The 26,232-nt window shown below is 69.2% G+C and carries 19 protein-coding genes; 9 read left to right on the plus strand and 10 right to left on the minus strand.

Features of this window, described 5'->3' with window-relative positions; genetic code table 11:
- Positions 1-60 precede the first annotated feature (60 nt).
- On the plus strand, positions 61-2,868 hold the full coding sequence (locus J4H86_RS09705; protein WP_236543179.1) for a CDP-glycerol glycerophosphotransferase family protein: 2,808 nt from the start codon (positions 61-63) through the stop codon (positions 2,866-2,868).
- A gap of 81 nt (positions 2,869-2,949) precedes the next feature.
- Here the strand turns inward: J4H86_RS09705 and J4H86_RS09710 are convergent, their stop codons facing one another.
- From J4H86_RS09710 to J4H86_RS09720, 3 genes are all read right to left on the minus strand, one after another.
- Positions 2,950-4,200: a heparan-alpha-glucosaminide N-acetyltransferase domain-containing protein gene (locus J4H86_RS09710; RefSeq protein WP_236543180.1), complete on the minus strand. Its 1,251-nt coding sequence runs from the start codon at positions 4,198-4,200 to the stop codon at positions 2,950-2,952.
- 380 nt (positions 4,201-4,580) lie between these two features.
- Positions 4,581-5,714 (minus strand): CaiB/BaiF CoA transferase family protein, encoded by a 1,134-nt coding sequence (locus J4H86_RS09715; RefSeq protein WP_236543181.1) that lies wholly within the window; start codon positions 5,712-5,714, stop codon positions 4,581-4,583.
- Positions 5,715-5,766: 52 nt separating this feature from the next.
- Complete coding sequence (locus tag J4H86_RS09720; RefSeq protein ID WP_236543182.1) at positions 5,767-7,719, minus strand: acetoacetate--CoA ligase; 1,953 nt, start codon at positions 7,717-7,719, stop codon at positions 5,767-5,769.
- A 360-nt stretch (positions 7,720-8,079) separates the two neighbouring features.
- On the opposite strand from J4H86_RS09720, the gene J4H86_RS09725 reads away from it, so the two are divergent.
- The 5 genes from J4H86_RS09725 to thiD all read left to right on the plus strand — a co-directional run bounded on the left by J4H86_RS09725 (position 8,080) and on the right by thiD (position 13,922).
- The gene (locus tag J4H86_RS09725) at positions 8,080-9,192 is read left to right on the plus strand and encodes an SGNH/GDSL hydrolase family protein (RefSeq protein ID WP_236543183.1); all 1,113 of its coding nucleotides are present in this window, start codon (positions 8,080-8,082) and stop codon (positions 9,190-9,192) included.
- Positions 9,193-9,225: 33 nt separating this feature from the next.
- Complete coding sequence (locus J4H86_RS09730) at positions 9,226-10,854, plus strand: serine/threonine-protein kinase (RefSeq protein WP_236543184.1); 1,629 nt, start codon at positions 9,226-9,228, stop codon at positions 10,852-10,854.
- Between the two features lie 98 nt (positions 10,855-10,952).
- Entirely contained in the window at positions 10,953-12,077 is a 1,125-nt protein-coding gene (locus tag J4H86_RS09735; protein ID WP_236543185.1) for a serine/threonine-protein kinase, read from the plus strand.
- A gap of 13 nt (positions 12,078-12,090) precedes the next feature.
- On the plus strand, positions 12,091-13,041 hold the full coding sequence (locus tag J4H86_RS09740; protein WP_236543186.1) for a DUF368 domain-containing protein: 951 nt from the start codon (positions 12,091-12,093) through the stop codon (positions 13,039-13,041).
- A 56-nt stretch (positions 13,042-13,097) separates the two neighbouring features.
- Positions 13,098-13,922: a bifunctional hydroxymethylpyrimidine kinase/phosphomethylpyrimidine kinase gene (thiD, locus tag J4H86_RS09745; RefSeq protein ID WP_236543187.1), complete on the plus strand. Its 825-nt coding sequence runs from the start codon at positions 13,098-13,100 to the stop codon at positions 13,920-13,922.
- A 156-nt stretch (positions 13,923-14,078) separates the two neighbouring features.
- Here the strand turns inward: thiD and J4H86_RS09750 are convergent, their stop codons facing one another.
- From J4H86_RS09750 to J4H86_RS09760, 3 genes are all read right to left on the minus strand, one after another.
- Positions 14,079-15,572 (minus strand): alanine/glycine:cation symporter family protein, encoded by a 1,494-nt coding sequence (locus J4H86_RS09750; RefSeq protein WP_449451346.1) that lies wholly within the window; start codon positions 15,570-15,572, stop codon positions 14,079-14,081.
- 212 nt (positions 15,573-15,784) lie between these two features.
- Complete coding sequence (locus J4H86_RS09755; protein ID WP_236543189.1) at positions 15,785-16,042, minus strand: DUF6457 domain-containing protein; 258 nt, start codon at positions 16,040-16,042, stop codon at positions 15,785-15,787.
- 265 nt (positions 16,043-16,307) lie between these two features.
- Positions 16,308-17,567: a pyridoxal phosphate-dependent aminotransferase gene (locus tag J4H86_RS09760; protein WP_236543190.1), complete on the minus strand. Its 1,260-nt coding sequence runs from the start codon at positions 17,565-17,567 to the stop codon at positions 16,308-16,310.
- Positions 17,568-17,694: 127 nt separating this feature from the next.
- On the opposite strand from J4H86_RS09760, the gene J4H86_RS09765 reads away from it, so the two are divergent.
- A complete protein-coding gene (locus J4H86_RS09765) occupies positions 17,695-18,627 on the plus strand; it encodes a LysR family transcriptional regulator (RefSeq protein ID WP_236543191.1) in 933 nt (310 codons plus the stop codon).
- On the opposite strand, the gene J4H86_RS09770 is transcribed toward J4H86_RS09765, so the two are convergent.
- From J4H86_RS09770 to J4H86_RS09780, 3 genes are all read right to left on the minus strand, one after another.
- Complete coding sequence (locus J4H86_RS09770; protein WP_236543192.1) at positions 18,617-18,922, minus strand: hypothetical protein; 306 nt, start codon at positions 18,920-18,922, stop codon at positions 18,617-18,619. The two genes, J4H86_RS09765 and J4H86_RS09770, sit on opposite strands and share 11 nt — an antisense overlap.
- A 114-nt stretch (positions 18,923-19,036) precedes the next feature.
- Complete coding sequence (locus J4H86_RS09775; protein WP_236543193.1) at positions 19,037-20,380, minus strand: glycosyltransferase; 1,344 nt, start codon at positions 20,378-20,380, stop codon at positions 19,037-19,039.
- A gap of 17 nt (positions 20,381-20,397) precedes the next feature.
- Positions 20,398-21,321, minus strand: coding sequence for a DMT family transporter (locus tag J4H86_RS09780; protein WP_236543194.1), 924 nt, complete (start codon positions 21,319-21,321; stop codon positions 20,398-20,400).
- A gap of 342 nt (positions 21,322-21,663) precedes the next feature.
- Between J4H86_RS09780 and J4H86_RS09785 the strand changes: the two genes are divergently transcribed.
- Positions 21,664-23,061, plus strand: a complete 1,398-nt coding sequence (locus J4H86_RS09785; protein ID WP_236543195.1) for a putative sodium/potassium/calcium exchanger — start codon at positions 21,664-21,666, stop codon at positions 23,059-23,061.
- A gap of 717 nt (positions 23,062-23,778) precedes the next feature.
- Here the strand turns inward: J4H86_RS09785 and J4H86_RS09790 are convergent.
- Positions 23,779-24,972: a fumarylacetoacetate hydrolase family protein gene (locus J4H86_RS09790; protein WP_236543196.1), complete on the minus strand. Its 1,194-nt coding sequence runs from the start codon at positions 24,970-24,972 to the stop codon at positions 23,779-23,781.
- A gap of 287 nt (positions 24,973-25,259) precedes the next feature.
- On the opposite strand from J4H86_RS09790, the gene J4H86_RS09795 reads away from it, so the two are divergent.
- On the plus strand, positions 25,260-26,087 hold the full coding sequence (locus J4H86_RS09795) for an ABC transporter ATP-binding protein (protein ID WP_236543197.1): 828 nt from the start codon (positions 25,260-25,262) through the stop codon (positions 26,085-26,087).
- Positions 26,088-26,232 lie beyond the last annotated feature (145 nt).

Below are 26,232 nucleotides of genomic sequence, written 5' to 3' on the forward strand. Positions count from 1 at the left end.
CGCACCGACCCCAGCGGCCCCATGGCGCACGCGATCAGGGAGAAGGAGACGACACCGCCCATGTCACAGCCGAAGGTGGAAATCCCGCGCGATCTCCAGCGCACCATGCGCGAGTTCGTCGAGGCCGACGCGGAGGAACGTGCGCGGTTCTTCGCCGATACCGACGCGTTCCTGGAGACCGCCGGTCCGGATTTCCTCCGCCGGCTGTCGCCCTTGGAGCGGATCAAGTGGCAGCTCGCCCGCGAGCGCCGTACCGACACGCTGATCAAGGTGGTCACGGCGTTGCGTCGCAACGCCGCCGCGTTCGACGTACGGGGGCTGCGCACGCCACGGGCGCGGATTCCGGGAGTGGACGCGTCGGAGCTGCCGCGTGAGGCAGCGACCCTCACCGCGAAGGACCTTCCGCTCGTCACCCGGCTGACCGACATGACGTGGGTGGACGACAAGCTGCGGTTGCGTGGCTACGCCTACATCCGCAACGTCCCGATGTCCCGCCCCCCGCGCCTGTCCCGGTTGGCGTGGTTGCGGGAGCGCGGGTCGCGCCGACGCGTCCCCGTCCGTCTGCACGCGCGGCGGGAGCCACGGGCCACCAGTGACTCCAAGCAGGCGCTGCACAACTACGACTGGGCCGGCTTCGAGATCGAGATCGACCCGAACCGTCTCAAGGAGTCCGGGACGCTGCGGCCGGGCCAGTGGACGCTCACCATCGCGGTCATGGGCCCCGGCGGCCTTCGCAAGGGGGCGCTCACCAAGGGCGAGATCGGGACCAGCGGCCACCCCTGCGCACACCGGCTCTCCCCCGACATGCGCTGGGTCTGCGGGTTCCGCAAGAACACGCTGGACTTCACGCTGGAGCGGGTGAACGCCGAGATCACGTCCGCGGCGACGGACGACTCGGGACTCCGGCTGGAGCTCACGACCGCGCGTCCGCTCAGTTCCGTCTCGGTCGAACACTCCGACGGGGAGGAGTCCCGGAGCGCGGAGTACCCCGCGACGGACGTGCGGGCGTCGGGCGGGCGACACCAAGCCACCGTGCGCATTCCCACCGAGGACCTCGCCGTCGTCACGGAACCGGACGGCAAGACGCGTGACCTGCGGGTGAACGCCACCCTGGAGGACGGCACCTCCAGCGGCGTGGTCACCGCGGACGGCTTCGTTCCGGTGGTCGCTCCCCTCCCCAACGGCCGCGAAATCGCCGTGAACGCGACCCCGGCCCAGGGCCTCCTGCTGCACGACCGGGTCCGCCAGGCGGTGGTCGACACGATGGAGTGGAACAACGGGGTGCTCAGGCTCTGCGGTGACTACACGGGGGAGCCTGAGGAACGCACCCTGATCCTGCGGCACGGTGAGCGGTTCGAGGAGATCGAACTGCCCTTCGAGCACACCGACGGACGGTTCACCCTCACCATCGACCCCGAGGCGATCCAAGTCTACGACGCCCGCCTGCCGCTGCGCCGGGGTCGGTGGTACATGACCCTACGGCCCAGCGCGGCCTGGGGCCGGGAGAGCGACGTCCCGGTGAAGCTCCGCGGCGACAGGATCGCCCAGCTTCCGCTCCCGCACAAGGGCAGCACCCGCACGTTCACCGTGGACCGCCGGTTCGGGGACCGGATCTTCCTGGCGTCGGGGTCTCCCCTGCGTCCGGAGGACCGCGGCTCCTACCACCAGCGGCGCCTGAAGGAGGACTTCGCGCGTGAGCAGCGCCAACTGCCCCTGCGTAACACGGTCTTCTACTACAACTACCACGGCCGCCAGTTCTCGGACTCTCCGCGCGCGATCCACGAGGAGCTGCTGCGTCGGGGTATCGAGATCGACGAGCACCTCTGGGGAGTGGAGGACGGGCAGGTCCAGTTGCCACCCGGCGTCACGCCCGTGGAGTGGAAGAGCCGGGAGTGGTACGAGGCGCTCTGCCGCAGCCGCTACGTCGTGACCAACGTGGCGATGGGCTGGTGGTTCCAGCGCCGCGAGGGCCAGACCGTGGTTCAGACCTGGCACGGAACCCCGTTGAAGAAACTCGGCCGCGACCTACTCGGCACGAAGATGGCCAACCGGGTGTACATCGAGACGCAGCACGAACGCGCGGCGCAGTGGGACTTCTTCGTCTCGCCCAATCCCCTCACCACCGAGGTGATGCGGACCGCGTACGTCGGTGACACCGAGATCCTGGAGTCCGGCTACCCGCGCAACGACGTCTTCCACTCCGAGGAACGCGACGCGATCGCGCGGCGGACCAAGGACCTGTTGGGCATCCCCGCGGACAAGAAGGTGCTGCTCTACGCGCCGACCTGGCGGGACGACCAGCGTCACGCGCGGCGGGTCTTCAAGTTCGACCTCCAGATCGACCTGGAGGCGGCGCAGCGGGAGCTCGGTGAGGACCATGTGCTGCTGGTGCGCAAACACCCCAAGCTCGTCGACACCGTCCCCGGTGCGGGTCAGGGATTCATCTGGGACGTGTCGAAGTACCCGGAGATCGCCGATCTCTACCTGGTCGCCGACGTGTTGATCACGGACTACTCCTCGGCCTCGTTCGACTACGCCCACTCCGGCAAGCCGATGCTGTTCTACACCTACGACCTGGAGCACTACCGCGACACGCTGCGTGGCTTCTACTTCGACTTCACCGAGCGCGCTCCCGGGCCGCTGTTGGAGACGACGGACGAGCTGATCGCCGCGGTCCGGGACGTGGACGCCATCACGGAGAAGTACCGGGACCGATACGCGAGTTTCGTCGCGGACTTCTGCACCCACTCCGACGGCCAGGCGACCCGCCGGGTCGTTGACCGGATGCTCGGGCTCCCGGCCGCGGAGGTGCCGGCGGAGGCCGAGAGCGACAGCGCGATGGAGCCGTCCTCGGCGGGGGACCGCTAGGCATCGGCGGATTCCGCCGTTCCTGTCACGTGAGGGGCTCGACGCCGATGGCGTCGGGCCCCTCCACCGTTCCGGTCCCGGTCAGGCCGCTCCGCGTGACGTCGTTCCGTCCTGCACGGCCGAGGAAACCGTCGCCATCATCCGTTCCAGCGGGCCGCGGCCCAGGAGCATCTTCCACAACCCGGCCGCGATCAGCGAGCCGAGGACGTACCACTCGAGCTCGAACGGGGCGTCGACCCAGGGGTTGGAGCCGAGCACCGCCATCACCACGAGATGCCCCACGTAGACCGACAACGGCATCGACCCGACGGCCACCAGGGGATACAGCCACCGCCCCAGCCAGTCGCCCAGGAACAGGCACAGCGTCAACACCAGGAGTGCCGTGCCCACTGCGCCGAGGACCTCGAAGGTCGTGCCGCTGTGCGGGCTGGCGACGAGGAGCCATGCCGGAGTGTCGACCGGGACCTCCCCGTTCAGACCGTTGGCCTGCTCTACCGCCCACCGGCGCATCTCCGGGTCCACCGTGGGCTCCCACGCGCGGTCCGTTCCGTCCACGCTGTAGTAGGCCTGGTACGCGGCGACGGCCACCCGGTCGATCCCGCCAAACGGGTACAGCGCGAGCCACGAGCCGCCGTACCCCAGCACGGCCAGCCCACCACCGGTGGCGGCCAGCCGTAGGCGATTGATCGTGCTCCACAGGTCGACGCGACCGACGGCCATTCCCGCCAGCACGAAGGCCATGAACGTGAACGCCGGGTAGAAGCCGGTGAAGAAGAGGTCGGCCGGTCCGGGCCACAGTTCGGCGATGCGTTCCCCGCTCTCGCGTTGGCCCAGCGGCGTCGCCCAACGAACAAGGAAGGACACCTGCGGACCGACCACCGCGACCGTCGCGGCCGCCACGGCCAACCCCATCGCCCCCAGCCGGAGGAACGGCAGCGCGAGCACGAAGAACAAGCCGTAGTAGACAAGGATGATCGCGATGGGGGTGCCGAGCATTTCGACGATTCCCCCGAGGAACACCAGAATCGCGGCGCGAACCAACACCCGCAACGCGACCGTCCGTGCCGGCGCACCGCGGATGGGCTCCCCCTTCCCGGAGATGAGCGCCAGGGAGAGCCCCGCGAGGAACGCGAACAGCGCGGACGAGCGTCCTCGGGTGAGATGGTGGAACGTCTCGGCGGCGCCGCCGTCCACCGAAGGATCGCCGCCTCCGAGCAGACCGATACTCCCGACCCCCAGGTGGACGGTGAACATACCGAACACCGCCAGTGCCCGAGCGATGTCCACCCCGGGGATCCGGTCGGTGCGTGTGCCCTCGCGTAGCTCCGTCACGCCGACAAGAGTAGGTGCGTCTCTAGGGGGGTTTGTCCCGGGTGAGGTACGCCCACGCGGACAGGTCTCCCGCCATGCCTCGTCCACCCGCAGGGGTTCCTGATGGGGCGTGGCGGGCGAGGCGACGTCGTGGCGCTGTGGACCGTCGAGGAACCTTCGAGCGTGCCCCACAGGCACGCGACTCGCGTCACTCGCGAGAATCCGTCGGACAGGAAGGGGTGTGCGCGGCGCGACCTTCGGGGGTGGCCGAAAAACAGCGCGCTCGTCCTCCCCCAACGCGCGTGTCCACATTCCTCGCCATGGGGGTCGGCCGTGGGACGGTCGCAGGCGCACCCGCGAACCGAACGGGCGAGAAAGGAAGGGTGGTGGGGTGCCCGGACTCAGCTGATGGCTCCGGCGTCGCGCAGATGGTGGACTTCGTCGCGGCCCAGGCCCCACTCGGCGAGGATCTGGACGAGGTCGGGGTCGCCCTGGTTCGGCGGTGTGGGGGGTGGGGCGGGGGTCCGGGCGAAGCGGGGAGCCGGGGCGGGTTGCGGAACTCCGTCGACTTCGACGTAGGTGGAACGCGCCTGGTTGTGGGGGTGGTCGGCGGCCTCCCAGGGGGACAGCACGGGCGTGACGCAGGCGTCGGCGTCGGCGAAGATCTCGGTCCAGCGCGCACGGGTGTGTTGGGCGAAGGCGGCGGTGACCTGCTCCCGTAGGGCGGACCAGCGCGTGGGGTCCAGGTGTGACCGGTTCCCGGGGTCGTCGTCGATGCCGAGGCGTCGGGCGAACTCCTCGAAGAACCGCGGTTCGATGCACCCCACGGCCATGAACTGCCCATCGGACGTGCGGTAGGTGTCGTAGAAGGGGGCGCCGCCGTCCAGCATGTTGGTTCCCCGCTCCCCGTTCCACAGCCCGTGAGCGTGCATGCCGTGCAGGAAGCTGGTGAGGAGGGCGGACCCGTCCACCATGGCGGCGTCGATCACCTGACCGCGTCCCGAACGTTGGCGTTCGACGAGGGCCGCGAGGACGCCCACGACCAACAGCATCCCTCCTCCCGCGAAGTCGCCGAGGAGGTTGAGTGGTGGGACCGGGCGCTCACCCGGGCGCCCGATCGGTTCGAGGGCGCCCGCGAGGCCGATGTAGTTGATGTCATGGCCGGCGCGTGGGGCCAGCGGCCCGCTCTGTCCCCAGCCGGTCATCCGCGCGTAGATGAGGCGTGAGTGATCCTCACACAGGGTCTCCGGACCGACGCCCAGACGTTCGGCGACGCCTGGGCGAAATCCCTCCACGAACACGTCGGCGCTACGGACGAGGCGCCGCACGGTCGCCGGCCCCTCGGCGTGCTTCAGGTCGAGCCGAACGGTGCGACGGTTTCGGTCCAGTGGCCCAGGGGGCGCGCCGACTCCCCCCGGGGATTCCCGTCGGATCTGCAGCACGTCCGCGCCGAGGTCGGCGAGCATCATGCAGCCGAAGGGGGCCGGCGCGAGTCCCTCCATCTCTATGACGCGAACTCCCGCCAGGGGTCCCATGGGCCAGTCCTCCGCTCCCGGGGCTCCGCCGTCGTGTCCGACGCTGTTCGGCCTACTCTCGCGCCAGACTGGTGAAGAAGTCCAGGGCCTCCGGGTTGGCGAGTGAGTCGCGACTGGCGACCTTCTCCGCGGACTCCCCCATGAGGATGCGTTTCACCGGGACCTCGAGGACCTTCCCGGAGAGGGTGCGGGGTACCTCGGCGATCACTCGCACCGCGTCCGGGACGTGGCGTGGCGAGCAGTCAGAGCGGATCCGGCGGGCGAGGCGTCGGGTGATGTCGTCGTTGAGTTCGTCACCGGCGCGCAGCACCACGAATAGCTCGATCCGGGACCCGCCGTCCTTGGTGGGAACGTCGACGACCAGCGCGTCCACGATCTCCTCGAGAGAGAGGACCGCACGGTAGATCTCACTGGTACCCATCCGGACTCCGCCACGGTTGATGGTGGAGTCCGAACGTCCGTAGATGATCGCCGTTCCGCGTTCGGTGATCTCGATCCAGTCGCCGTGTCGCCAGACCCCGGGATACACGGAGAAATAGGAGTCGGTGTAGCGACTCATGTCGGGGTCGTTCCACAGGCCGATGGGCATGCACGGCGCGGGCTGGGTGACGACGAGCTCGCCCACCTCGCCCACGAGTTCCTTTCCGTCGGGGTCCCAGGCGGCGACGGCCATCCCGAGCGACCGTGCCTGTATCTCCCCGCGGTACACGGGCAACGTGGGTACGCCGCCGACGAGACAACTACAGACGTCCGTGCCACCGCTGGTGGAGAAGAGCCACAGGTCGTCGCCGAACTTCTCGTACAGCCAGGAGAAGGCCTCAGGGGACAGCGGCGACCCGGTCGAGCCGATGGCGCGGATGGTGGTTGATCCCCGAACCGGCTCGACGTCCGCCTTCATGCAGGAGGCGATGAAGCTGGCGCTGGTGCCGAAGACCGTGACCCCGGTGTCCTCGGCCAACGTCCACAACCGGGTGAGGTCGGGGTGGCCGGGGTTCCCGTCGTAGAGGACGATGGACGCCCGCGTCAGCAGGATGCTGACCAGGAAGTTCCACATCATCCACCCCGTGGTGGTGAACCAGAAGACGCGGTCGTCCTCCTGCGCGTCCACGTGCAGGTTCAGGTTCTTGAGCTGCTCCAACAGCATCCCGCCCTGGGAGTGCACGATCGCCTTGGGCAGGCCGGTGGTGCCGGAAGAGTAGAGGACCCACAGCGGGTGCTCGAAGGGCACGGGCGTGAAGGTGAGCTCCGCCCCCGCCCCGGCCGCCTCGAAGTCCGCCCAGGAGGTGGCGCCCTCCACTGGGTCGGACGCGAGATAGTCGAGGACGACGACGTGCTCCAGGCTGGGCATGTGCTCTCGGAGTTCCGCGAGCACGTCGCGCCGGTCGAAGTCCTTGCCGCCGTACCGGTAGCCGTCCACGGCGAGCAGTACCTTCGGCTCGATCTGGGCGAACCGGTCCACCACGCTGCGCACACCGAAGTCGGGCGAGCAGGAGGACCAGACCGCCCCGATGGAGGCGCAGGCGTAGAACGCCGCGACCGCCTCGGGGATGTTGGGGAGGTAGGCGGCGACGCGGTCTCCGGGTCCCACACCGCACCGGCGCAGGGACGCGGCGATCGCGGCCGTCCGGTGACGCAGCTCGCCCCAGGTCCACTCGCCGGTCTCGCGTAGCTCCGACGCGTGTCTAATGGCGACCTGGGCGTCGTCCCGGTCGCGGAACGCGTGTCGGGCGAAGTTGATCTGGGCTCCGGGGAACCACCGCGCCCCCGGCATGGACCGGTCGGGCAGCACCGCCGTCGCGGGTGTGTCCGCCTCCACGCCGAAGTAGTCCCAGATCGCGGTCCAGAATCCCTCGAGGTCGGTAACCGACCACTGCCACAGCGCGTCGTAGTCAGCGCCGATTTCCGTTCGATTCGTCCGCACCCAGTCGGTGAACGCGGTGATCTGCGCTCGCGCTTCGCGCCGTTCGTCGGGCTGCCAGAGCACCGGTGGGGTCGTCGCCGACATCGTCTCGCCTTCCTGACATACGCCTACGGACGCCTTTTGGGACGTTCCGCGGGAGGCCTGCCGTCCTCCGGAAGTGGCCTCCAGCACCCCAGCAAACCACAGCCCCACGGTCGCGGCCACGGTCCGGTGCCTCCATCACACCCCTGGATCGGGTGCGTCCCGTGACGTGGAGTCCTCGGCGTGACCAGCGGACGGAGGCCGCCCGCACGCGCCTATCCGCTCCAGGACGGACGAGGAACCGCCCACCCTCACCCCACCTCCCAGATAAATCACAGCGACTTATCCGGAAACTGGGAGGTTCGGTCAAGGACATCTCGGATACCTTTACCGTGTCGTTACCTTTAGAGGAGGAGGTGGGGCGTGGGGGAAGGCACGCGGATTCGTCGAGGTCGTGTCATCATCGCCGCGGTGGCGGGCACTGTCGCGATCGTCGTCGTACTCGCGGCGGTTCCGGTCACCCGCGGGGCGATCGGGCAGTGGTTGTGTGACCTCACGGGGATCGGTTGCGAACTGCCGACACAGTCGAGCCCCCAGGAACGCGAACCCGACCCCCTGATCCAGGTGGATCCGTCGGAGGCCGCGACCTGGGGACACTACGCCGCCCTGGGTGACTCCTACTCCTCCGGCGACGGCGCCGACGACTACACCTCGGCGACCCCACGCGACGAGGAGTGCTACCGGTCCGCCAACGCCTACCCGCAGCAGCTCGTGGGACGCTACGCCTTCAGCGGCGGGCTGTCCGTCGCCGCGTGCAGCGGGACGCGTGGCAGCACCATCGTCTCCGACCCCGACGCCGAACAGTTCGGCGAGATCACCGAACTGACGTCCCTCGTCACCGTGGGGGTCGGCGGCAACGACCTCGGGTTCACCGACGTGATGACGTCGTGCATGGTGCGCGTCCCCTTCCTGGACCGAGACGCCTGCACTGGTCAGCAGGGGGAGATCGAGCAGCGCCGCGCCGAGTTCTTCGACACGACGTTCGACGGCCTCCTCACCGAAGCGCGCGATCGCGCGCCGGACGCGCGCCTCCTCGTCGTCGGCTACCCGCGCATCTTCCCCAGCGACCCGTCGGGCATGTACTACACGCTCAGCGCCGAGGACCAGGTCTGGCTGAACGACATGGTCGACGTCTTCAACGACGAGCTGCGCGACGCCGTCGCCGAGGCGGACGCGGAACTCGCCGATGACAACGGTGTGGGCAGCGTCGAGTACGTCGAGGTCACGAACGCGTTCCAGGGCCACGAGGTGGGCACCGACTCGGCGTGGGTCAACGGCGTGCTGTTCGAGCGAGGTGACTCCCTCGGTGTCTCGGTCGACCGCAGTACCTTCCACCCCACGGCCGACGGTCAACGCGCCCTGGCCGAGAGCGTGGCCACGCAGATCGGTGAGGGCCCCGACCGGGATCTCTATGTGACGCGGGAGACAATCGACCAACTCGGCCCCGAGGTCATGGCCGCGCTCGATGGTCTGTGACGGCGCTGGGCCACCAGACCTCCCAGAAGCGCTATGGTCAGATTTGTGACTCCCCGACTGCTTGCCGAGCGCTATCGGCTCGTCCAGGCGATAGGCAAGGGCGGTATGGGCACCGTCTGGCTCGGTCACGACGAGACGTTGGACCGGCGTGTCGCGGTGAAAGAGGTCCGCGTCCCCGACGGACTCGATCCGGCCGAGCGTGCCGCGCTGATCGAACGCCAACTGCGGGAGGCGCGGATCTGCGCGCGCCTGAACCATCCGGCGATCGTCACGGTCCACGACGTCATCCAGGAGGATGGCCGCCCGTGGGTCGTGATGGAGCTCATCGACGGGCGTGGGCTCAACTCGGTCGTGTCCGAGGACGGCCCGATGCCCCTGGAGCAGGTGGCCGACATCGGCGTCCAGGCCCTGGACGCGCTGCGCCACGCGCACGCGGCCGGCGTCCTGCATCGGGACATCAAGCCGAGCAACATCATGCTCCGCGCCGACGGCCAGGCGATCCTCACCGACTTCGGGATCGCCACCCTGGAGGGCGACAGTCGGCTGACTCAGGAAGGCGGCCTGATCGGCACGCCGGGCTACCTCGCACCCGAGCAGCTCAGTGAGCGCACCGCCCGCCCGGAGTCCGACCTGTGGGCCCTGGGCGCCACCCTGTACTACATCGCCGAAGGCCGCCCCGCCTACGACCGGGAGACCCCGACCGCGACCGCGCTCGCCCCCGCGACCTCCGACCCCGACGCACCGGACCGGTCGCTACCGTTGTGGCCGCTCCTTTCGGAACTTCTGGACCGTGACCCCTCGGCTCGGCCGAGTTCGGATGAGGCGATGGCGCGGCTGGCGGAGTTCGACCCCACCGCGCGGCACGCCCCACAGCCGGACGCGACCAACGCGATGGCCGCGGGCGGGTATCCCTCTCCCCCGTACGACACCCCCTACCCGGTGGTCACCGGCGGCCCGCCCACACCCCCCGGAGGGTCCTGGCAGGCCGCGCCTCCCCCGCCCCCACCGCCGCCCTCCCGGGGACGTGGCGCACCGTTCGCCTTCATCGTGGGCGGCTCGGCCGTCATCTTCCTCGTTCTGCTCGTGGTGGGGGCCGCCTTCGTCGTGTCCAACCTGGGGGCCGGCGACTCGCCCGAGGAGCCACCCCCGACCGAGACCGACCAGGCCCCCCAGGCGACCGCGCCCGAGGCGCCACCGTGCGAGACGGCCGAGACCTCCGCGATGCGGGATCTGGCCCCCGCCGCCGAACTGGACGAGGACACGGCCAACGAGTACGACACCTGGTCCGAGCGTTACTGCGAGTGGCGAACCACCGCGACCAATGGCGACGTCGACACCTACGTCTCCCTCCAGTTGATCCGCAGTGAGGACACCGGCTGGGACACGGGCGCCGAGGCGGCCGCGCGGGACCTCGACCAGGAAGTCCAGGACTACGGCGGCGAGCCCGTCGACGGGGTGGGTGACGAGGCCGCGTCCTGGTACGACGATCTCAACAGCGTGGGATGTGTGGGCACGCGCAGCGACAACGTGTACCTCCGGGTCTGCTACGACGCGGCGCGCAGCGCGGACACCACCGAGTCGATCCCGGTCAATGAGGCGGTCACCGCCGCGACGGACCTTGCGGCGGCCGCTGTCGACCGGTTGAACGAAGAGGCCGACTAGCCGCCCGGATGGTCCCACCCGGGCGTGGGGCCAGCCGGGCGGGCTCCTTGGGGACCATACGTTTTGCGCGGCACGAACAGCCGCTATGGTCGGTGGATATGGCAACACGTGTCCTCGCTGGGCGCTATGAGCTGATCGAGGCGATCGGCCGAGGCGGCATGGGTACGGTGTGGCGCGCCAACGACACGATGCTCGGTCGGCAGGTGGCCGTGAAGGAGGTCCGTCTCCCCGAGGACGTCACCCCCGAACGACGTGCGGAGCTGCTGGAGCGCACCGTGCGCGAGGGACGCATCTGCGCCGGACTCAGCCATCCCTCCGTGATCCGCCTCCACGACATCGTCCAAGAACACGAACAGCCGTGGCTGGTCATGGAGCTGATCCTCGGCCGTGGACTTGACCGCGTGATCGAGGAGGACGGGCCGCTCGAACCACGCCGGGTCGCGGCCATCGGTGAGCAGTTGGTGTCCGCGCTGGAGGCGGCACACTCGGCGGGTGTCCTGCATCGCGACGTGAAACCGGCGAACGTCCTCCTCGGCCCCCAGGACCACGCGATCCTGACCGACTTCGGGATCGCGACCCGGGAGGGTGAAGCCAAACTCACCATCACCGGCAAGTTGCCCGGCGCCCCCGGGTACGTGGCCCCCGAACGGATGGCCGGGGAACGCATGCGGCCCGAATCCGACCTGTGGTCGCTCGGCGCCACCTTGTACTTTTCCGTCGAGGGCCGCAACCCCTACAACCGTGGCAATCCCGCCGCGCAACTACTGGCCCCGATGTCGGAGGACCCCGATCCGGTCCAGCTCGCCGGGCCACTCGCCCCCGTCCTCGAGGGACTGTTGCGGCGGGATCCGAGCACCCGGCTGCGCGGCCCGGAACTGGTCGACAAGCTGCGCGCCGTGGCGGCGGGCTGGGACACGTCCGACGCCACACCGACGACATTGGACCTTTCCAAACTCACCGGTCCCCGACCCTCGCTAAGCTCTGAGGGTGCGGTGGGATCCACCGCGCGAGCGACGAGTACGGATCCCCCGGCGGAGGTACACCAGTCCCGCATGAGCGGCCCGGTGAACGTCGCGCGGGGAACCGCGGGCCCCACTGAGGCGTCTCAGGGGGGACAGCAGCGCACACCGTGGCGGAGATACGTCGTCGCGTTCCTCGTGGGCGTCGTGACGCTCATCCTCGCGCCACTGCTCGTCGAGTTCCTGTCCAGTCAGTGGTTCTAGAAACCGGAATCCAATGTCCTCATCACCGAAGTCCGTCCTGTCCCACGGATTCAACGCCGTGCGGGGCGCCCTGATCGGCGTCGCGGAAGTTCTTCCCGGCATCAGCGGCGGCACCGTCGCGCTGATCACCGGAGTCTTCGAGTCGCTGGTGACCTCGGCGGGACACGTGATCAGCGGGATCAAGATGGTCGTCGCTGACGTGCCGCGTGGCCGTGGACTGCGACGAGCCGGGCAGGAGTTCGCCAAGGCGAAGTGGGGCGTGATCGTCCCCGTGGCCGTTGGGATGGTCATCGCCGCCCTGGTCGCCGCACGCACGCTGACTCCCATCATCGAGGAGCACGAGGCGGCGTCGTTCGCGGTGTTCTTCGGTCTGGTTCTGGCATCTCTGTGGGTCCCCTACTCCATGTCGGGTCGGCACTGGGGTGTGGGCCAGTTCCTCGCCGCCCTGGCCGCCGGCGCCGTGGGCTTCACCCTGAGCGGCCTGCCCCCCGGTCAGATCGACGACCCACCGGCGGTCCTCATCTTCTTCGCCGCCGCGGTGGCGATCTGCGCACTCGTCATGCCCGGCGCGTCTGGCTCGTTCATCCTGCTGTCCATCGGTCTGTACACGACGACCATGAACGCGTTGAACAACGGCGACCTTGGCTACATCGCCATCTTCGCCGCCGGCGCGGCGGTGGGACTGTCCCTGTTCGTCAAGCTGCTGCAGTGGCTGCTGGAGCACTACCACCGCATCACCCTCGTGGTCATGACCGGCCTTCTCGCCGGTTCCCTGCGCGCGCTGTGGCCCTGGCAGGAGGAGGACCGAACACCACTGATGCCCACACTGGACTCCCTGCCGTTGCTGGGCGGCCTGATCGCCATCGGCTTCGGCGTCGTCGCGCTCATTCTCGTACTGGAACACCAGATGAAGCGTCGCAACGAGCGAGTGGCACACGAGCAGGTCGGTGCGTCCACACGTTAGAGTGCGGGGAAGCGGACATCCGTGAAAGACGCCCCAGGGAGCCGGAAACAGTCACAGTGACCTATAACATCCTCTCAATCGCAGGTAGCGACCCCAGCGGCGGCGCGGGTGTCCAGGCGGATTTGAAGGCTTTCTCTGCTCTGCGCACGTATGGCATGGCCGTGGTCACGGGGCTGACCGCCCAGTCGACCACGGGTGTCACCGGGATCCATCAGGTTCCCGCGTCGTTCGTGGCCGAGCAGTTGGACACCCTGTTCACCGACGTCCGTGTCGACGCCGTGAAGATCGGCATGCTGGTCAACGCCGACGTCGTCACGGCCGTCGCGGAGGCCTTGGAACGATTCGCACCCCCACGCGTGGTGCTGGACCCGGTCATGATCGCCAAGAGCGGCGACCGGCTGCTCGCCCAGGACGCGATCGACGCCGTCCGTGAACTGCTCCTCCCACGGGTCGACCTCCTCACCCCCAACCTTCCCGAGACAGGCGAACTACTCGGAGAACGACCCGGCCAAGACCTCACCACCGCCGCGGAACAAGGACAACGCCTCCTCCAACAAGGCGCGAAACAAGTCCTCGTCAAAGGCGGCCACCTCGGCGGCCAATCCAGCACCGACCTATGGATCCGCCCCAACACCGAACCCATCGCCCTCTCCGCCGAACGCATCTCCACCAAAAACACCCACGGAACCGGCTGCACTCTGTCCTCCGCGATCGCGGCGCTGCTTCCCCAGCATCGCGACACCTACGACGCGTTGCACGCCGCGAAGGACTATCTGACCGAGGCGCTACGGCACGCGGACGAACTCGAGGTGGGGCACGGTAAGGGACCGGTGCACCATTTCTATGCCCTGTGGCCACGCCCGGAGGACGACTCCATCTGACGGTGACCGTGTCCACACAGGCTCCGCCCTCGGGACCGAGGGTCTGGAGGTCGGACACCCCGAACGCCGCGCCGGCTCCGCCGCGTGGCCGTCGCGGCCACAGACTAAGGAGGGTGGAGGCGACGATGGTCGCCCCCACCCTCCTTCTCTCTGGGATCAGTCGGCCGGGCGCCAGCCTCCGTTGCCGCGCACGTCCGTTATGACATGGGCGTTGGGGTCCTTCCAGTTCGGTATCCCCATGTACTTGCTCGTCTCCCGCGCCACCACGCCGGACAGGAGCAACAGTCCGAGCAGGTTGGGCAGTGCCATGAGTCCGTTGGCGATGTCGGAGAACGTCCAGACGAGGTCCGCCTCGACCACCGCCCCCACGAACAGCAAGCCCGCGAAGAGGACCCGGTAGGCGTAGACCACGACGTTGGTGACGATCTCGTCGCGGACTCCGAAGAGGCGCTCCACCAGGTACACGAGGCACCGTTCACCGTAGTAGGACCAACCCAGCATCGTGGTGTAGGCGAAGAGGACCACGCCCACGGCGACGATGAGGGTGCCGGTACCTCCGACGCCCTGTTCGAACGCCCAGCTCGTGAGCACGGCACCGTCGAGGCCGTCCGCGTCGGTAGCGTTGTACGCGCCGGTCACCACGAGCACGAGACCGGTGATCGAGACCACGATGATCGTGTCGATGAACGTCTGCGTCATCTGGACGAGCGCCTGACGCACCGGCTGGTCGGTCTTCGCCGCGGCCGCCGAGATCGCGCCGCTGCCCAGCCCCGCCTCGTTGGAGAACATCCCGCGCGCCATGCCCATCTGGATGGTGAGCAGCAGCGCGGAACCGAACAGGCCGCCCACGGCCGACTCTCCGGTGAAGGCCGCGGAGAAGACCAGCGCGATGGCGTCCGGCAGGTCACCCACGAAGATGATCAGGATGGCGATGCCGGCGAAGACGTAGGCGATGCACATGACGGGGACGATGCCGGCGGTGACGCGGCCGATCGACTTGATCCCACCGATGATGACGACGCCGACCAGGACGACCAGGACGGCGCCGGTGATCCAGGTGTCCACACCCCAGGTGCGCTCGACGACACCGGCGACCTCGTGCGACTGTACGCCGTTGCCGATGCCGAACGCGGCGATCGCGCCGAAGAGGGCGAACAAGGTACCCAGCAGGAGGCCGAAGGCGCCGCCAACCCCGTTGGTGAGGTAGAACATGGGTCCGCCGACCTGCTGGCCTCGGGCGTCGCGTTCGCGGTACTTCACGCCGAGCAACGCCTCGGAGTACTTGGTCGCCATCCCCAGCAGGCCGGTGACCCACATCCAGAAGAGCGCCCCGGGCCCACCGATCCCGATGGCGGTCGCCACACCCGCGATGTTGCCGACCCCGACCGTCGCCGCCAGCGACGTGCTCAACGCCTGGTAATGACTGATGTCGCCTTCCGCGCCCTTCTCGGTGCGGCGGAAGAACGCGAGCCACAACGCGTGCGGCAGGGTCCGGATCTGTAGGACCTTCAGCCGCGCGGTGAGGTAGAGCCCGGTGAGCAACAGCAGGGGGATGAGAACGAACGGTCCCCAGACGATGTCGGAGAGCACGCCCAGGATGCTCGATAACCGGTCGAGGCCGGACTCGGGAACGACTGTCGCGGAGAACATTGTGGCACCCGATGTCTGATCCATGTAACGCGCTCCTCTGTGGACAGCGACCCGTTCCTAACCCAAAAACAGGGCCTCCGCCCGGGGAAAGCGGAGAATGTGGCCGAGGTATCTCTGCGACGCTGCGCAATAGGGTGACAGGACGCAGTAACTAGGTCATTACGTTTACCCGTCGCCCCGGTTTCAACCCTTTCCGAATCCCGCGCCGTCGATTAGCGGGTCGAGGAGTCCGGCGACTCGTCCTTCTGTGCCAACGCCAGGCGTTGCAAGAGCTCCGCGGTCTCCACCGGGTCCGCTCCCCGACCGACCGCGACGCCCAACAGATAGGTCGTCAGGGGCGCGGCTGGTCGCGCGACCGAATGCGCGGCGTCACGGGCGACCGCCAACAATCGATCAATGTCGTCCTTGGCGAGTTCATCCGCCATTCCGAGTTCGGCGTTGACCCGCTGGGTCCACTCCTGCAGCGTCATTGGTTCTCCCTCGACATAGGAAAAAGTCCCAGATGGTGGGGTACGACCGGCGGATCGCGCGTCAACGATAGACCAGCGTGTCCCCGACTTCGAGCATCGTGACCATCCGCGTCGAGGGATGCGGGGACCTCCACCACGACAGGGAAGGGACGACGGAGCCCACACACACGTGTCGGGGGCGTCCTCCGCGGACGCCCCCGACACGGTGCCCCTGCTCCGGGACCGGTTCACGTGGATGGACCCACGTTGGATCAGCTGCTCGTGGTCATTCTTCGTTCAGGTCGTCGAGGGCCTCACTGAGGCGGTCCAGGTGGGTTCGGATCCAAGGAAGCGCCGTGGGGTCGTCCGACCACAGGGCCGCGGTGCGCTCTTCCTGGGTGTCGCCGTAGAGCAGGCTGACCGCGGCCCGCGTACGCAGGGCACCGTCCTCCTCGCCGAACGCCGACGCCGGCAGCAGGCCCAGGCCGTATGTGTCCATGAGGAATCGGCAGAGCTCGGTCCCCGTGGTGACGCCGTGCTTCAACTCCAGGCGCTCCCGCCACACCTCGAAGTCGGGGTAGAGGTAGAACGCGGCCTGCGGGGGAACGACGAGCGCCCCGGCCGCGGCGAACCGGTCGGCCGCCGCGCGGGCGACGTTGCCGTGCAGGCGCCGGCCGCGTGCGATGTAGTCGGTGATCTCGACCGGCTCGTCCAGCGCGTAGGCGGCGGCCTGTTGGATCGGGCCGGCGGGGCTGGACCAGATCTCGCTGGCGATACCCAGGATCCCGGTCCGCAGTTCCCACCCGAGGTCGGAGTCGGGGAAACGCATGACGCCCAGGCGCCACCCACCGAGAGCGAGGTTCTTGCTGAGTCCCGTGCTGACGACCGTGCGTTCGGGAGCGTAGGTGGCGGGGCTGACGAGTCGCGTCGCGTCGTCGTGGACGAGGTCGCGGTAGATCTCGTCGGAGATGATGACCAGGTCGAGCTCACGGGCGACGCGCGCCAGCCGCCGCACTGTCTCCGGCTCGGGCAGCGTGCCGGTCGGGTTGTCCGGCAGGGTGACGATCACCGCGCTGATCTCGCGTCCGTCCGCCCTCGCCTGGGTCACCGCGGTGGCCAGCATGTCGGGCTCGGGGACGCCACCCTGTGCGGGCGGGGTGGGGACGAACAGTGGGTTCTGCCCGGCGAGACGGTTCTGCGCGGCATAGCTGACCCAGCTTGGACTCGCCATGGCGACGTCGCCGCCGAGCGTCAGCATCAGGGCGTACAGGAGCGGCTTGCTGCCGGGGCCCGCGACGACCAGGTCCGGGTCCGTGCTCAGTCCACGCCGCTCCCAGTACCCGGCCGCCGCGGTGCGAAGCTGGGCGGTTCCCGCGACCGGACCGTAGGCGTTGTGGTCACCTCCCGCGGCCAGCGCGGCACACATGGTGCTGTGCACGGGCAGTCCGGCTTCGCCGAAGGCCATGGGGATGACCGGCAGTCCCTGACGACGACGTTGTGCGAGCGCTTCGTTGGCGGCGAGGGTCGCGGACACGGTCACTGGCATCAAGGGGTCTCACTCCACTCGGGTGGCTTCGTTGCTCACTGGCGCCATAACCAGCCACTTTCAAGCCTGCCCGGGAACACCCATCAGTACAAGCGCGTCTTTTCGATGGTGAGGGTAAGCTGAGCTTATGCTCGACCTTCGGCGGCTCCGCATTCTGTACGAGTTCAGCATTCGTCGCACCATCGCCGGCACGGCGGATGCCCTGGGATACACCGCGTCCGCCGTCTCCCAACAGTTGGCGACGCTCGAACGCGAGGCCGGAACGCCGCTGCTGGATCGAACGGCACGCAGCGCGGAACTCACCGACGCCGGAAAGATGCTGGTGGGACACGCCGAGCAGATTCTCGCGATGGTTGAGGCGGCGGAGTCGGTACTCCAGGAACAGGCCGACCTTCCGCTGGGGCGGGTCGTGGTCACCGGTTTCCCGACCGCGGCCGTGGCCTTCGCACCCACCCTGGCCCACAACCTGCGCCAGCACCCCACCCTGGAGCTGATCCTGCGCCAGACCCGAGGGGCTAACGGCGCGCGTCAGGTCACCCGCGCCGAGGTCGACATCGCCCTGGTCGACGACTGGTCAGGCCGAACTCCGGACGACCAGTCCGGCGTGCTGCGCTTCTACCACCTGTTCCACGACCCGATGGTGCTCGTCGTCCCGGCGGACCACGCCCTGGCGGACCTCGAACGCCCCCTCGACGTTCCCCAGCTCCGCGCCGCGCCGTGGTTGACCACGCCGAGCGGTGAACCGTCCCGATCCGCCACCGACCGCATCCTGGCCGAGATCGACGCGACGCCGTCGGCCACCATGGAGTTCGAAGGGCTCAGCACCATCCTGAGCCTGGTCGCCCGGGGCACCGGCATCGCCGCGGTGCCGTCCCTCGTCCTGAGCACGGACTCCTCCGACGTGGTGTGTCGACCGCTGCCGGGACTCGTGCCTCGGCGCGACGTGTACGCGGTCGCGCGCGCCACGAGCATCCGTCGTCCCTCGATCGACATCACACTGCGCGCCGTCCACACCGCCGCTCGCGAGCTGCGGGAGTCGCTGGCGCACGTCACGTCGTAGCCGACGGTCCCCCGAACTCGACCGGTCCGTCCTCCTCGAGGACCCCCAACCGCCGGCGTTGCTGCCACCGTTCCAGTCGACGCCGGAACCGGGTCGCCAGATGCAGGCAACGGTTGTGATCCTCCCGGGCCCGCCACCAGCGGTTGTAGGCTTCGAGTCGTTCCTGTCGGGCGACCCCGAGCTCGCTCTCCAGCTTCTCCACCTGGCGATCGAGCTCAGCGTGTAACCCCCGGTAGGTGTCCATGATCTCGGAATGGGAACGGGCGTCGGCCTCGAGCCGACTGACGCGTGTCATGAGTGCCTGGATTCGTGTACCTCCAGCACCCATCCCCCCAAAAAACCGCACACTTTGGATGTATCCAGTTGCGGACCGTGATAATTCGGCGATACCTGCAAAGAATCGGTCAACTCATCGGCTGTGTGTCCCCCGCAACCGCCCCGTCAACGCGCTGAACATGCTGTACAGCGCGGCACCCGGTTGTGCCGGATCGCCGCCCGAGCCGTGGCTCTGACCGTCTCCCCCGGAGTCGCCCGCGCGCAGCATGGCGGCTCCGCCGGGCGTTGGCCGCGTCCCGGTGTAGATCTCCACGAACCGGTCCAGTGACGCGGAGAGGTCGTGTTGTCCGGCCATGCGCCGGCTCGCCGCCCCCATCGAGGCCTGGCGCTCGGGGTCGCCGAGAATCTCGCTCAGGGAGAGTGTCAGGCTCTCCACGTCGCCCGGAGGGTAGAGGAAACCGTTGTGGCCTGGGTGCACGAGATGTCCCAGCGCCATGGCTTCGGCCGCGACGATCGGTAGACCTGTGGCCATGGCCTCCAGGGTGGCGATGCTCTGTAGCTCCGCGACGCTCGCGATGGCGAACGCGTCCGCGGCGCTGTAGGCGAACGGCAGCTCCTCGTCGGGCACGAAGCCCAGGAACCGGACCCGGTCGGTCACCCCCAGCGACTGGGCGAGCGCGGCCAGGCTGGCCCGGCACTGCCCCGTACCCACGAGGGCGAGTTGGGCGTCGTGATGCTCGGCGAGGAAGGGCAGGGCACGGATGATCTCGTCGATGCGCTTCTCCGGGTCGAGCCGCCCGACGAAGACGATCGTGGGGCGGTCCGGCAGGCGCAGCCGGCGCCGCGCCCATGCCCGCTGCCCCTCCCGGGGATGGAATCGGCTGAGGTCGATCCCGCAGGACACGGCCTCCACCTCGCCGGCGAAGCCCTGCTCCTTGAGGAGCTGCGCCGCGCGCATCGTGGGTGTGGTGACGTGGTCGGCGAGCTCCGCCACCCCCATCATGTCGCGCCACGCCAGACGGCCGACGGTGCCCTGAAGCCGTTTGGGCACCGAGGTGTAGGAGTACAGGTTGTCCGGCATGAAGTGGTTGGTGAGGACCACGGGAAGACCGGCACGCCGTCCCTCGTACACCATGGCGCGCTCCAGCGGGAAGTGTCCCTGGACGTGGAGGGCGTGCGGCGCGACCCGTTCGATGATGAGGTCGAGGGTGCCCCGTAGCCCCAACGGGAGCACCGCGCGCATGCTGGGGTGCATCGGAAGGCGGACGGACCGCATCCGGTGGACGTGGACCCCGGCGGATTGACTACTTCCTGGAGGCCCGGTGTCCGAGGGACACACCACGTGTACTTCGGCACCCCGTCCGACCAATCCCTCGGCGAGGCGTCGCGTGAAGTAGGACGCGCCGTTGACGTCGGGTGGATAGGTGTCGGCACCGATCAGGACCCGGACAAGACGGCCTGGGCGTTGGGCACCCACTGTGTTGGACTGTAGCGTCACGGTCTACTGTCACCCCCGGTGCCAGTTTGCTCTCCGTTCGTGTTCGCGTCGCTGCCGGCACGCCGTGCGGCGGGGTTCCGGTAGATCGCGCGCGTGAGGAGGATCGTCCCCACGACCGCGAGCACCGCGGCGGCGGCCCCGCCGACCCGCTCCAGCGGGTTCTGTGGAATCTGCTCCCCCAGCACAGCGATGCCAATGGTCGCGGCGGTGACGGGGTCGGTAAGCAGGAGGGTCGAGTAGGCGGCGGAGAAGTGACCGGTCCGGTAGGCGTTCTGGAGCAGGAGTCCTCCGATCGCGGCAAGGAGGATGGCGGGGACGACGAGCCAGTCCAGCACCGCCCGGAAGTCCTGCAGGGTCTGACTCGCCACCACTCTTGCGAACGCGGAGGTGGCCCCGAGGCACGTTCCGGCGGCGGCGGCCAACAACAGCGCACGGGGTGCGGGCGGTACGTGCGACGCACCCAGGAGGACGGCCACGGCGACCGCGCCGATCACGAGTGACAGGACCGTGGCGAGGACCGGCGACATCTCCGGGGTCCGGGTCTCGGCGGGAAACACCGAGACGAGGCCAACGAGACCGACGGTGACGGCGCCGCCCGCGGCGATCTCGCTCCAGCGCACGCGGTGGCGGTTGAGGGCGGCGGCGACGAAGATCGCGAAGACCAGCCCCGACACACCGATCGGCTGCACGATGGTCAGCGGTGCGCCTCCCAACGCCAACAGATGCAACGTGACACCGACGGCGATCGACGCCGATCCGAGCAGCCACTGGGGTCGGCGCCACAGGTGCAGCAGGATGGAGATCCGGGAGACCGCACGGCCGGGGGCACGCACCGCGTCCCGTTCCTGCAGCGCCGCGCCCAGGGCGATGAAGAACGCCCCCAGCACCGCGAAGCCGATGAACAACCACTCTCCGCCCACGAGGCCTCCGCCGTGTGTGACTGTGTGTGTCGCTCCTTGAGTCTGGTCGCTTCGTCTCCGTCCACGGGGGATCCCTCAGTCCGTGTCGCCTTCGCGGCGCGCCGTGCGCGACGGTCGCCGGCGAGGGACCCCATCCCCTGCGCGCCCGAATTCCGCCCCCTACGCGCGTTCCGCACGGCTCGATGCCCTTTCGCCACTTAGGGAGGTATGGGCGAATCACGACACGTCGGGCAAGTTGTAAGCAATTGATTACCCAGTGTGAGATTTTGAGAGAGACGGCCCATGGCGTGCCGCTCATGGGTGATTGAGAAGAGCGACAACCCGTCGCATGAAAGGTCGGAAATGGGTAGATCGCATCAGCGGTGGGCGGCCCTCGCCGGTGCCGCGTCGGTTTCTGTGGTGGGCTTTGGACTACTGGCGTCCACCGCCGCCGCCGAGGAGCCGCAGGCCTGGCCGGTCGTGAGCCAGAAGTCTCAGGACGCCTACTCCCTGGACGGCTACGAACTGGGGCAACTGCCCCAGGGACTGTCCGAACTGGACGTACGGGCGTCCTCGAGCACGGACAACCAGGGCAACCGGTCCTCCCAGATCTCCTGGGAACGGGGATCGGCGGTGTATGGACAGGTCACGAGCTTGCGCTCCGACTCCATCACCGATCTGGAGGACCTCCGGGCCTCGCAGTACGCCCACCTCGACGACGCCTCGCTGGAGCGGGTCACCGTCGGGGAGCAGGAGGCGTACCACTCCGCCGAGACCGGAGACCTGTTCTGGGTCGAGGAGCCGGGGTCCGCGGTGACGGTGTTCCTGCTGCCTGAGCGCTGGGACTCGGCCGAACTTCGCGAGTTCTCCTCGTCGATCGTGGGGGCGGACGCCATCGACGCGGCCGTCCAGGACGCCGAGGAGAGCGGCGCCACGGAGGAGGGCGCGGAAGAGGGCGCCGAGGAAGGTACCGAAGCTGGGGAGGCCGAGGCGGGCGCTGAGGCGGAGGACGGTTCCGCCGAGGAAGGCGCGACCCAGGAGTCCGAGGCCACGGAGTCCGACGCCGAGCAGACCGAGGAAGGAACCGTCGGCGAGACCGAGGGAACCGAGGGCGCGGAGTCTGAGGGCACCGAGGAAGGTACCGAAGCCGGCGAGGCCGGCGAGGCCGCCGAAGGCGCTGAGGGAGCGGAGGCCGCTGAGGGAGACGCGGCCACCGAGTCGACCGAATCCGCCCAGGACGCCGAGGCCGAGGCGGGCGAGACCGAGTCGCAGGAGCACCAGACCGACCCGGTCTCCAACGTCGGCCAGGAGGAGTCCGACTCGGACGCGGTGACCGAGACCGAGGAGTCGGTCGAGGGCGCGACCGAGGAGGCGACGGAAACCGACGCCGGGGAGGCTCTCGAGGAGGGCGTCCAGGACGCGGAGACCGGTGTTGACGCCGAAGGCGTGACCGAGGGTGTGACCGAGGACGGGACGGAGACCGAGCTCTCCGACCTGGGCCTGGATCAGCTCCCGGAGCTGGATGAGGAGCTGGAGGCCTCCTTCCTGACCTGTGTGGACCAGGTACTCCAAGAGGAGGCCGACGCGGCGCAGACCGAGGAGCAGGCCACGCAGGAAGCCCTGGAGAACGCCGCCGGGGTCTGCGCGGAGGAGCTCGGCATCGCGTCCGAGACGGAGGCGGAGTCCACCGAGGCTGACGCCGCCGAGGGTGAGAACGAGGACGCGCGTCCCTCGTTCTGGCAGCTTCTTCCCTGGGCCTGATCCGGCCCGTCACTGAGCCCGCCACCGCTTGCGGTGGCGGGCCGGTTCATGTCCCGACGCGAAGTCCCGGGCCTTCGGCGCGCGGCCCCCTGGTCTCGCGGATCACCCAACCGGCCGGCGGTGATACCTCCCGGGTCGATCACGACCCGCGCACCCGCGCCCCGGCCGGGCACCGCTCCTCAGGACGACGGTCCGGGCGACGACCCTCCCTCGAGGAACCTCTGGCGCGCTCGCCACCACTGCCCCGCTGAGTACCGACGGACCGGCCGCCGCGATCGCGGATGAGCACCGGGACACTACGCCCGAAAGACCGACGGGGCCATGCCCACGAACCCACGTGGCTCCCGGGCGTCGCCCGCTACCTCGGGCCTCCACGCTTGCGGAAGGCCTGCTCCGAGAGCCGGTCCGGCCCGCCGGACCACCCCCACAACGCTCACGCCGTGAAACTCGGCGGCTCCGGGCCGCGACGGAACGGTCGGCGTGCCGACAGGGGGCACGTGGTCCAACGCGGATCCAGAACGGCACCCGGCACGACCTCCCCGTCGGCCCCTCTGGTGCTCGAGGCCCGGGACTCAAACGGCGCCGAGTCGGCCAACGAAGGCGACGGTGGGCTCCACGCGGGGAAGGTGGGCACTCCACCGGTCTGGGCGACACCGCACCCCACGACGGGTCCCCCGCGGACGGTCCGCCCGAACACCCCTCATCTCCGCTGGGAACTCACCCGGCCGCGATCCGCTGGCCACCGGACGTCGAGACAGGTTCGGTGACCGTAGCGGTGACTTCCCCGAAATTGATGATTCCTCCCGCCAGCCCCTTCGCCTGGGCCGTGATGGTCACCGTGTCCCCGTCGCGGAGGAAGCGACCCGCCGGGTCATCGGCGCGGCCGTGGGTGAGTTCCAGAAGGGAGGCCTGTCGCCCTTCGCCCGGTCCGGACACCGGCCCCGAGGTGTAGAGGTCGCCGGTACGCAGCGGGGCGCCGTTGCTCGTCAGATGGGCGAGCATCTGGTCCCCGGTCCAGTACAGGGACGCCGCCGAGGGGTGGGCGACGGACGCGCCGTTGACCCGCATATCCATGGTGACGTCCAGACCCCAGTCCGCGACGCGGCGCAGGTATCGAGGGACGGGCGGGTCCTGGCCCCGTCCGGGGACTCGGGCGGCGCCCAGGGCGTCCAGGGGAACCACCCACGGACTGATCGACGTGGCGACGGTCGGAGTGCGAACGGTGCCGGACGGCGCGGCGTCCTGCACGAGGTCGTGTGCCGTCCACTCACCGACGAGCACGACGCCGAACACGTGTTGGGCGAAGTCCCCCGTGCTCACCTGCCGCCCCATCTCGGACCCGGCTCCGACGACGAAGCCGAGGCACGCCCCGATGTCGAGCTGCGTGGTGGTGGTCAGGCGGGACGGGGCCACCGTTTCCCGCGTGATTCCGAGCGGACGGTTGACGGGCTGGCCGGACAGGGCCACGGTCGCGGAGCAGCCGTGCGCGCCCTGGGGCGCGAAACACGGGTCCGTGACGCCACCGCGCGGGGCCCCGGTAGCCGTCGCCCGCAGGTAGTCCAGGGATCCGCGGAAGCTGAAGAGGTCCGCGACGTCGAACGGTGCGTAGAGACACACTTGGTCGAGTGGGTGGAGGTGCGGCTCGAGTACCTGGCGCTTCTCCGCGGTCGAGAACCGTCCGCCGATCTTGGAGCGCGCGGCGCGCCACGCGGTGGAACCGCGGGCCATGAAGGCGTTCAGTGAGGGTCGCACGAACTCGGGGTCGGGCAGGATCGCGGACACGTCCAGCACACGGCCCCCGACGCGCACCCCGACGCGGGGCGTCCCACCGGGAGGCGCGAAGATTCCGAAGGGGAGATTGTCCGGTCCGAAGCCCTGTGTCTCAGCGTCACGTAACCAGCGTCGCGTCAAGGGATTCCTCAGTTGTTCCCGGGATTCCGCGCCACCTTCCCGCCGGGGCCGCTGTCTCAAGTTCTAGCGCAGGATCCGCCTCCGCCCAAGACCCGGTTCGCCCCAATCTCCGTTGGGACGCGAGTTTCCTCCGCGGATCGCGGGCGGCGACCGGTGAGCCCATCCGCGACGCAAGCCAGCACGTGGGGCTGGTGGGGTGGGAGCCGGGCGTGGCTACCCTGGTCTGTGGTGTCGCGGCCCCCGCCGCCCACTTCTCCCACCCACACCGAGGATCAGGCAGGACCACCGTGAGCAGCTCCCATCCCCTGGACACCGCGACCGTCGTTCGTGTCGACGAGGTCGACGTCGTACGTGACGGGAACCACCTGCTGCGCTCGGTCTCCCTGACGGTGGGCCGTGGGGAGCACTGGGCCGTGTTGGGCGCGAACGGGGCGGGCAAGAGCACCCTCCTCGGACTGCTGGGCGCGCACACCCACCCCTCGCGTGGCAGCGTCGAGGTGCTCGGGCACCGCCTAGGGCGGGTCGACATGCGCGAACTGCGCTCCTTCATCGGACACGTCAACCCCAGGCACACCCTCCAGTCCCCGCTGCGGGTACGCGACGTGGTTCTCACCGGTCTCACCAACACCCCCGAGCTCGTTCCCCGGTGGTCGCCTTCGGCCGAGGAGGAGCACCGGGCGGACGGGCTGCTCGCCATGCTGGGGATGAGCCGGAAGACGGATGCCGCGTGGTCGACCCTGTCCCAGGGAGAACGCGGCCGAACCCTGATCGCGCGCGCCCTGATGCCGCTGCCCCGTCTGCTGTTGCTGGACGAGCCCGCGACCGGACTGGACGTCGCGGCGCGGGAGCAGCTACTGAGCAGTCTGGACACCCTCCGCGCCGACCACCCCGACCTGGCGACCGTCCTGGTCACCCACCATCTGGAGGAGCTGCCGACCAGCACCACCCACGCCCTCCTCATTCGCGACGGTGAGACCGTCGTCCAGGGGGCCGCCGACGACGTGCTCACGACCGACCACGTGAGCAAGTGCTTCGACCACCCCGTCGAGATCTCCCGCCTCGCCGGCCGCTGGAGCGCCCGCGCCGATCGAGCACCCGGCGTCGCCGGCGTCTAGGCACGAGGTCCGAGCGCACACGTCTCGTGGCGGGGGCCGCACCCGCGATCCCCGGCATCGCTCGAGGGAGGGACTCAGGGAGGTCTCCGCCGCCGCCCCGCACCGGGGCGGGAGGCGCTCGACGAACAGGCCTCCCGCCCCTGGT

This window comes from Spiractinospora alimapuensis, assembly GCF_018437505.1.
Lineage (GTDB): Bacteria > Actinomycetota > Actinomycetes > Streptosporangiales > Streptosporangiaceae > Spiractinospora > Spiractinospora alimapuensis.

What these genes read in the sequence shown, in the direction of transcription:
- J4H86_RS09705 (WP_236543179.1), top strand. Translation starts at nt 61, where the DNA reads ATGTCACAGCCGAAGGTGGAAATCCCGCGCGATCTCCAGCGCACCATG.
- J4H86_RS09715 (WP_236543181.1), bottom strand. Translation starts at nt 5,714, where the DNA reads ATGGGACCCCTGGCGGGAGTTCGCGTCATAGAGATGGAGGGACTCGCG.
- J4H86_RS09720 (WP_236543182.1), bottom strand. Translation starts at nt 7,719, where the DNA reads ATGTCGGCGACGACCCCACCGGTGCTCTGGCAGCCCGACGAACGGCGC.
- J4H86_RS09730 (WP_236543184.1), top strand. Translation starts at nt 9,226, where the DNA reads ATGGTCAGATTTGTGACTCCCCGACTGCTTGCCGAGCGCTATCGGCTC.
- J4H86_RS09735 (WP_236543185.1), top strand. Translation starts at nt 10,953, where the DNA reads ATGGCAACACGTGTCCTCGCTGGGCGCTATGAGCTGATCGAGGCGATC.
- J4H86_RS09740 (WP_236543186.1), top strand. Translation starts at nt 12,091, where the DNA reads ATGTCCTCATCACCGAAGTCCGTCCTGTCCCACGGATTCAACGCCGTG.
- J4H86_RS09750 (WP_449451346.1), bottom strand. Translation starts at nt 15,572, where the DNA reads ATGTTCTCCGCGACAGTCGTTCCCGAGTCCGGCCTCGACCGGTTATCG.
- J4H86_RS09755 (WP_236543189.1), bottom strand. Translation starts at nt 16,042, where the DNA reads ATGACGCTGCAGGAGTGGACCCAGCGGGTCAACGCCGAACTCGGAATG.
- J4H86_RS09760 (WP_236543190.1), bottom strand. Translation starts at nt 17,567, where the DNA reads ATGCCAGTGACCGTGTCCGCGACCCTCGCCGCCAACGAAGCGCTCGCA.
- J4H86_RS09765 (WP_236543191.1), top strand. Translation starts at nt 17,695, where the DNA reads ATGCTCGACCTTCGGCGGCTCCGCATTCTGTACGAGTTCAGCATTCGT.
- J4H86_RS09770 (WP_236543192.1), bottom strand. Translation starts at nt 18,922, where the DNA reads ATGACACGCGTCAGTCGGCTCGAGGCCGACGCCCGTTCCCATTCCGAG.
- J4H86_RS09785 (WP_236543195.1), top strand. Translation starts at nt 21,664, where the DNA reads ATGGGTAGATCGCATCAGCGGTGGGCGGCCCTCGCCGGTGCCGCGTCG.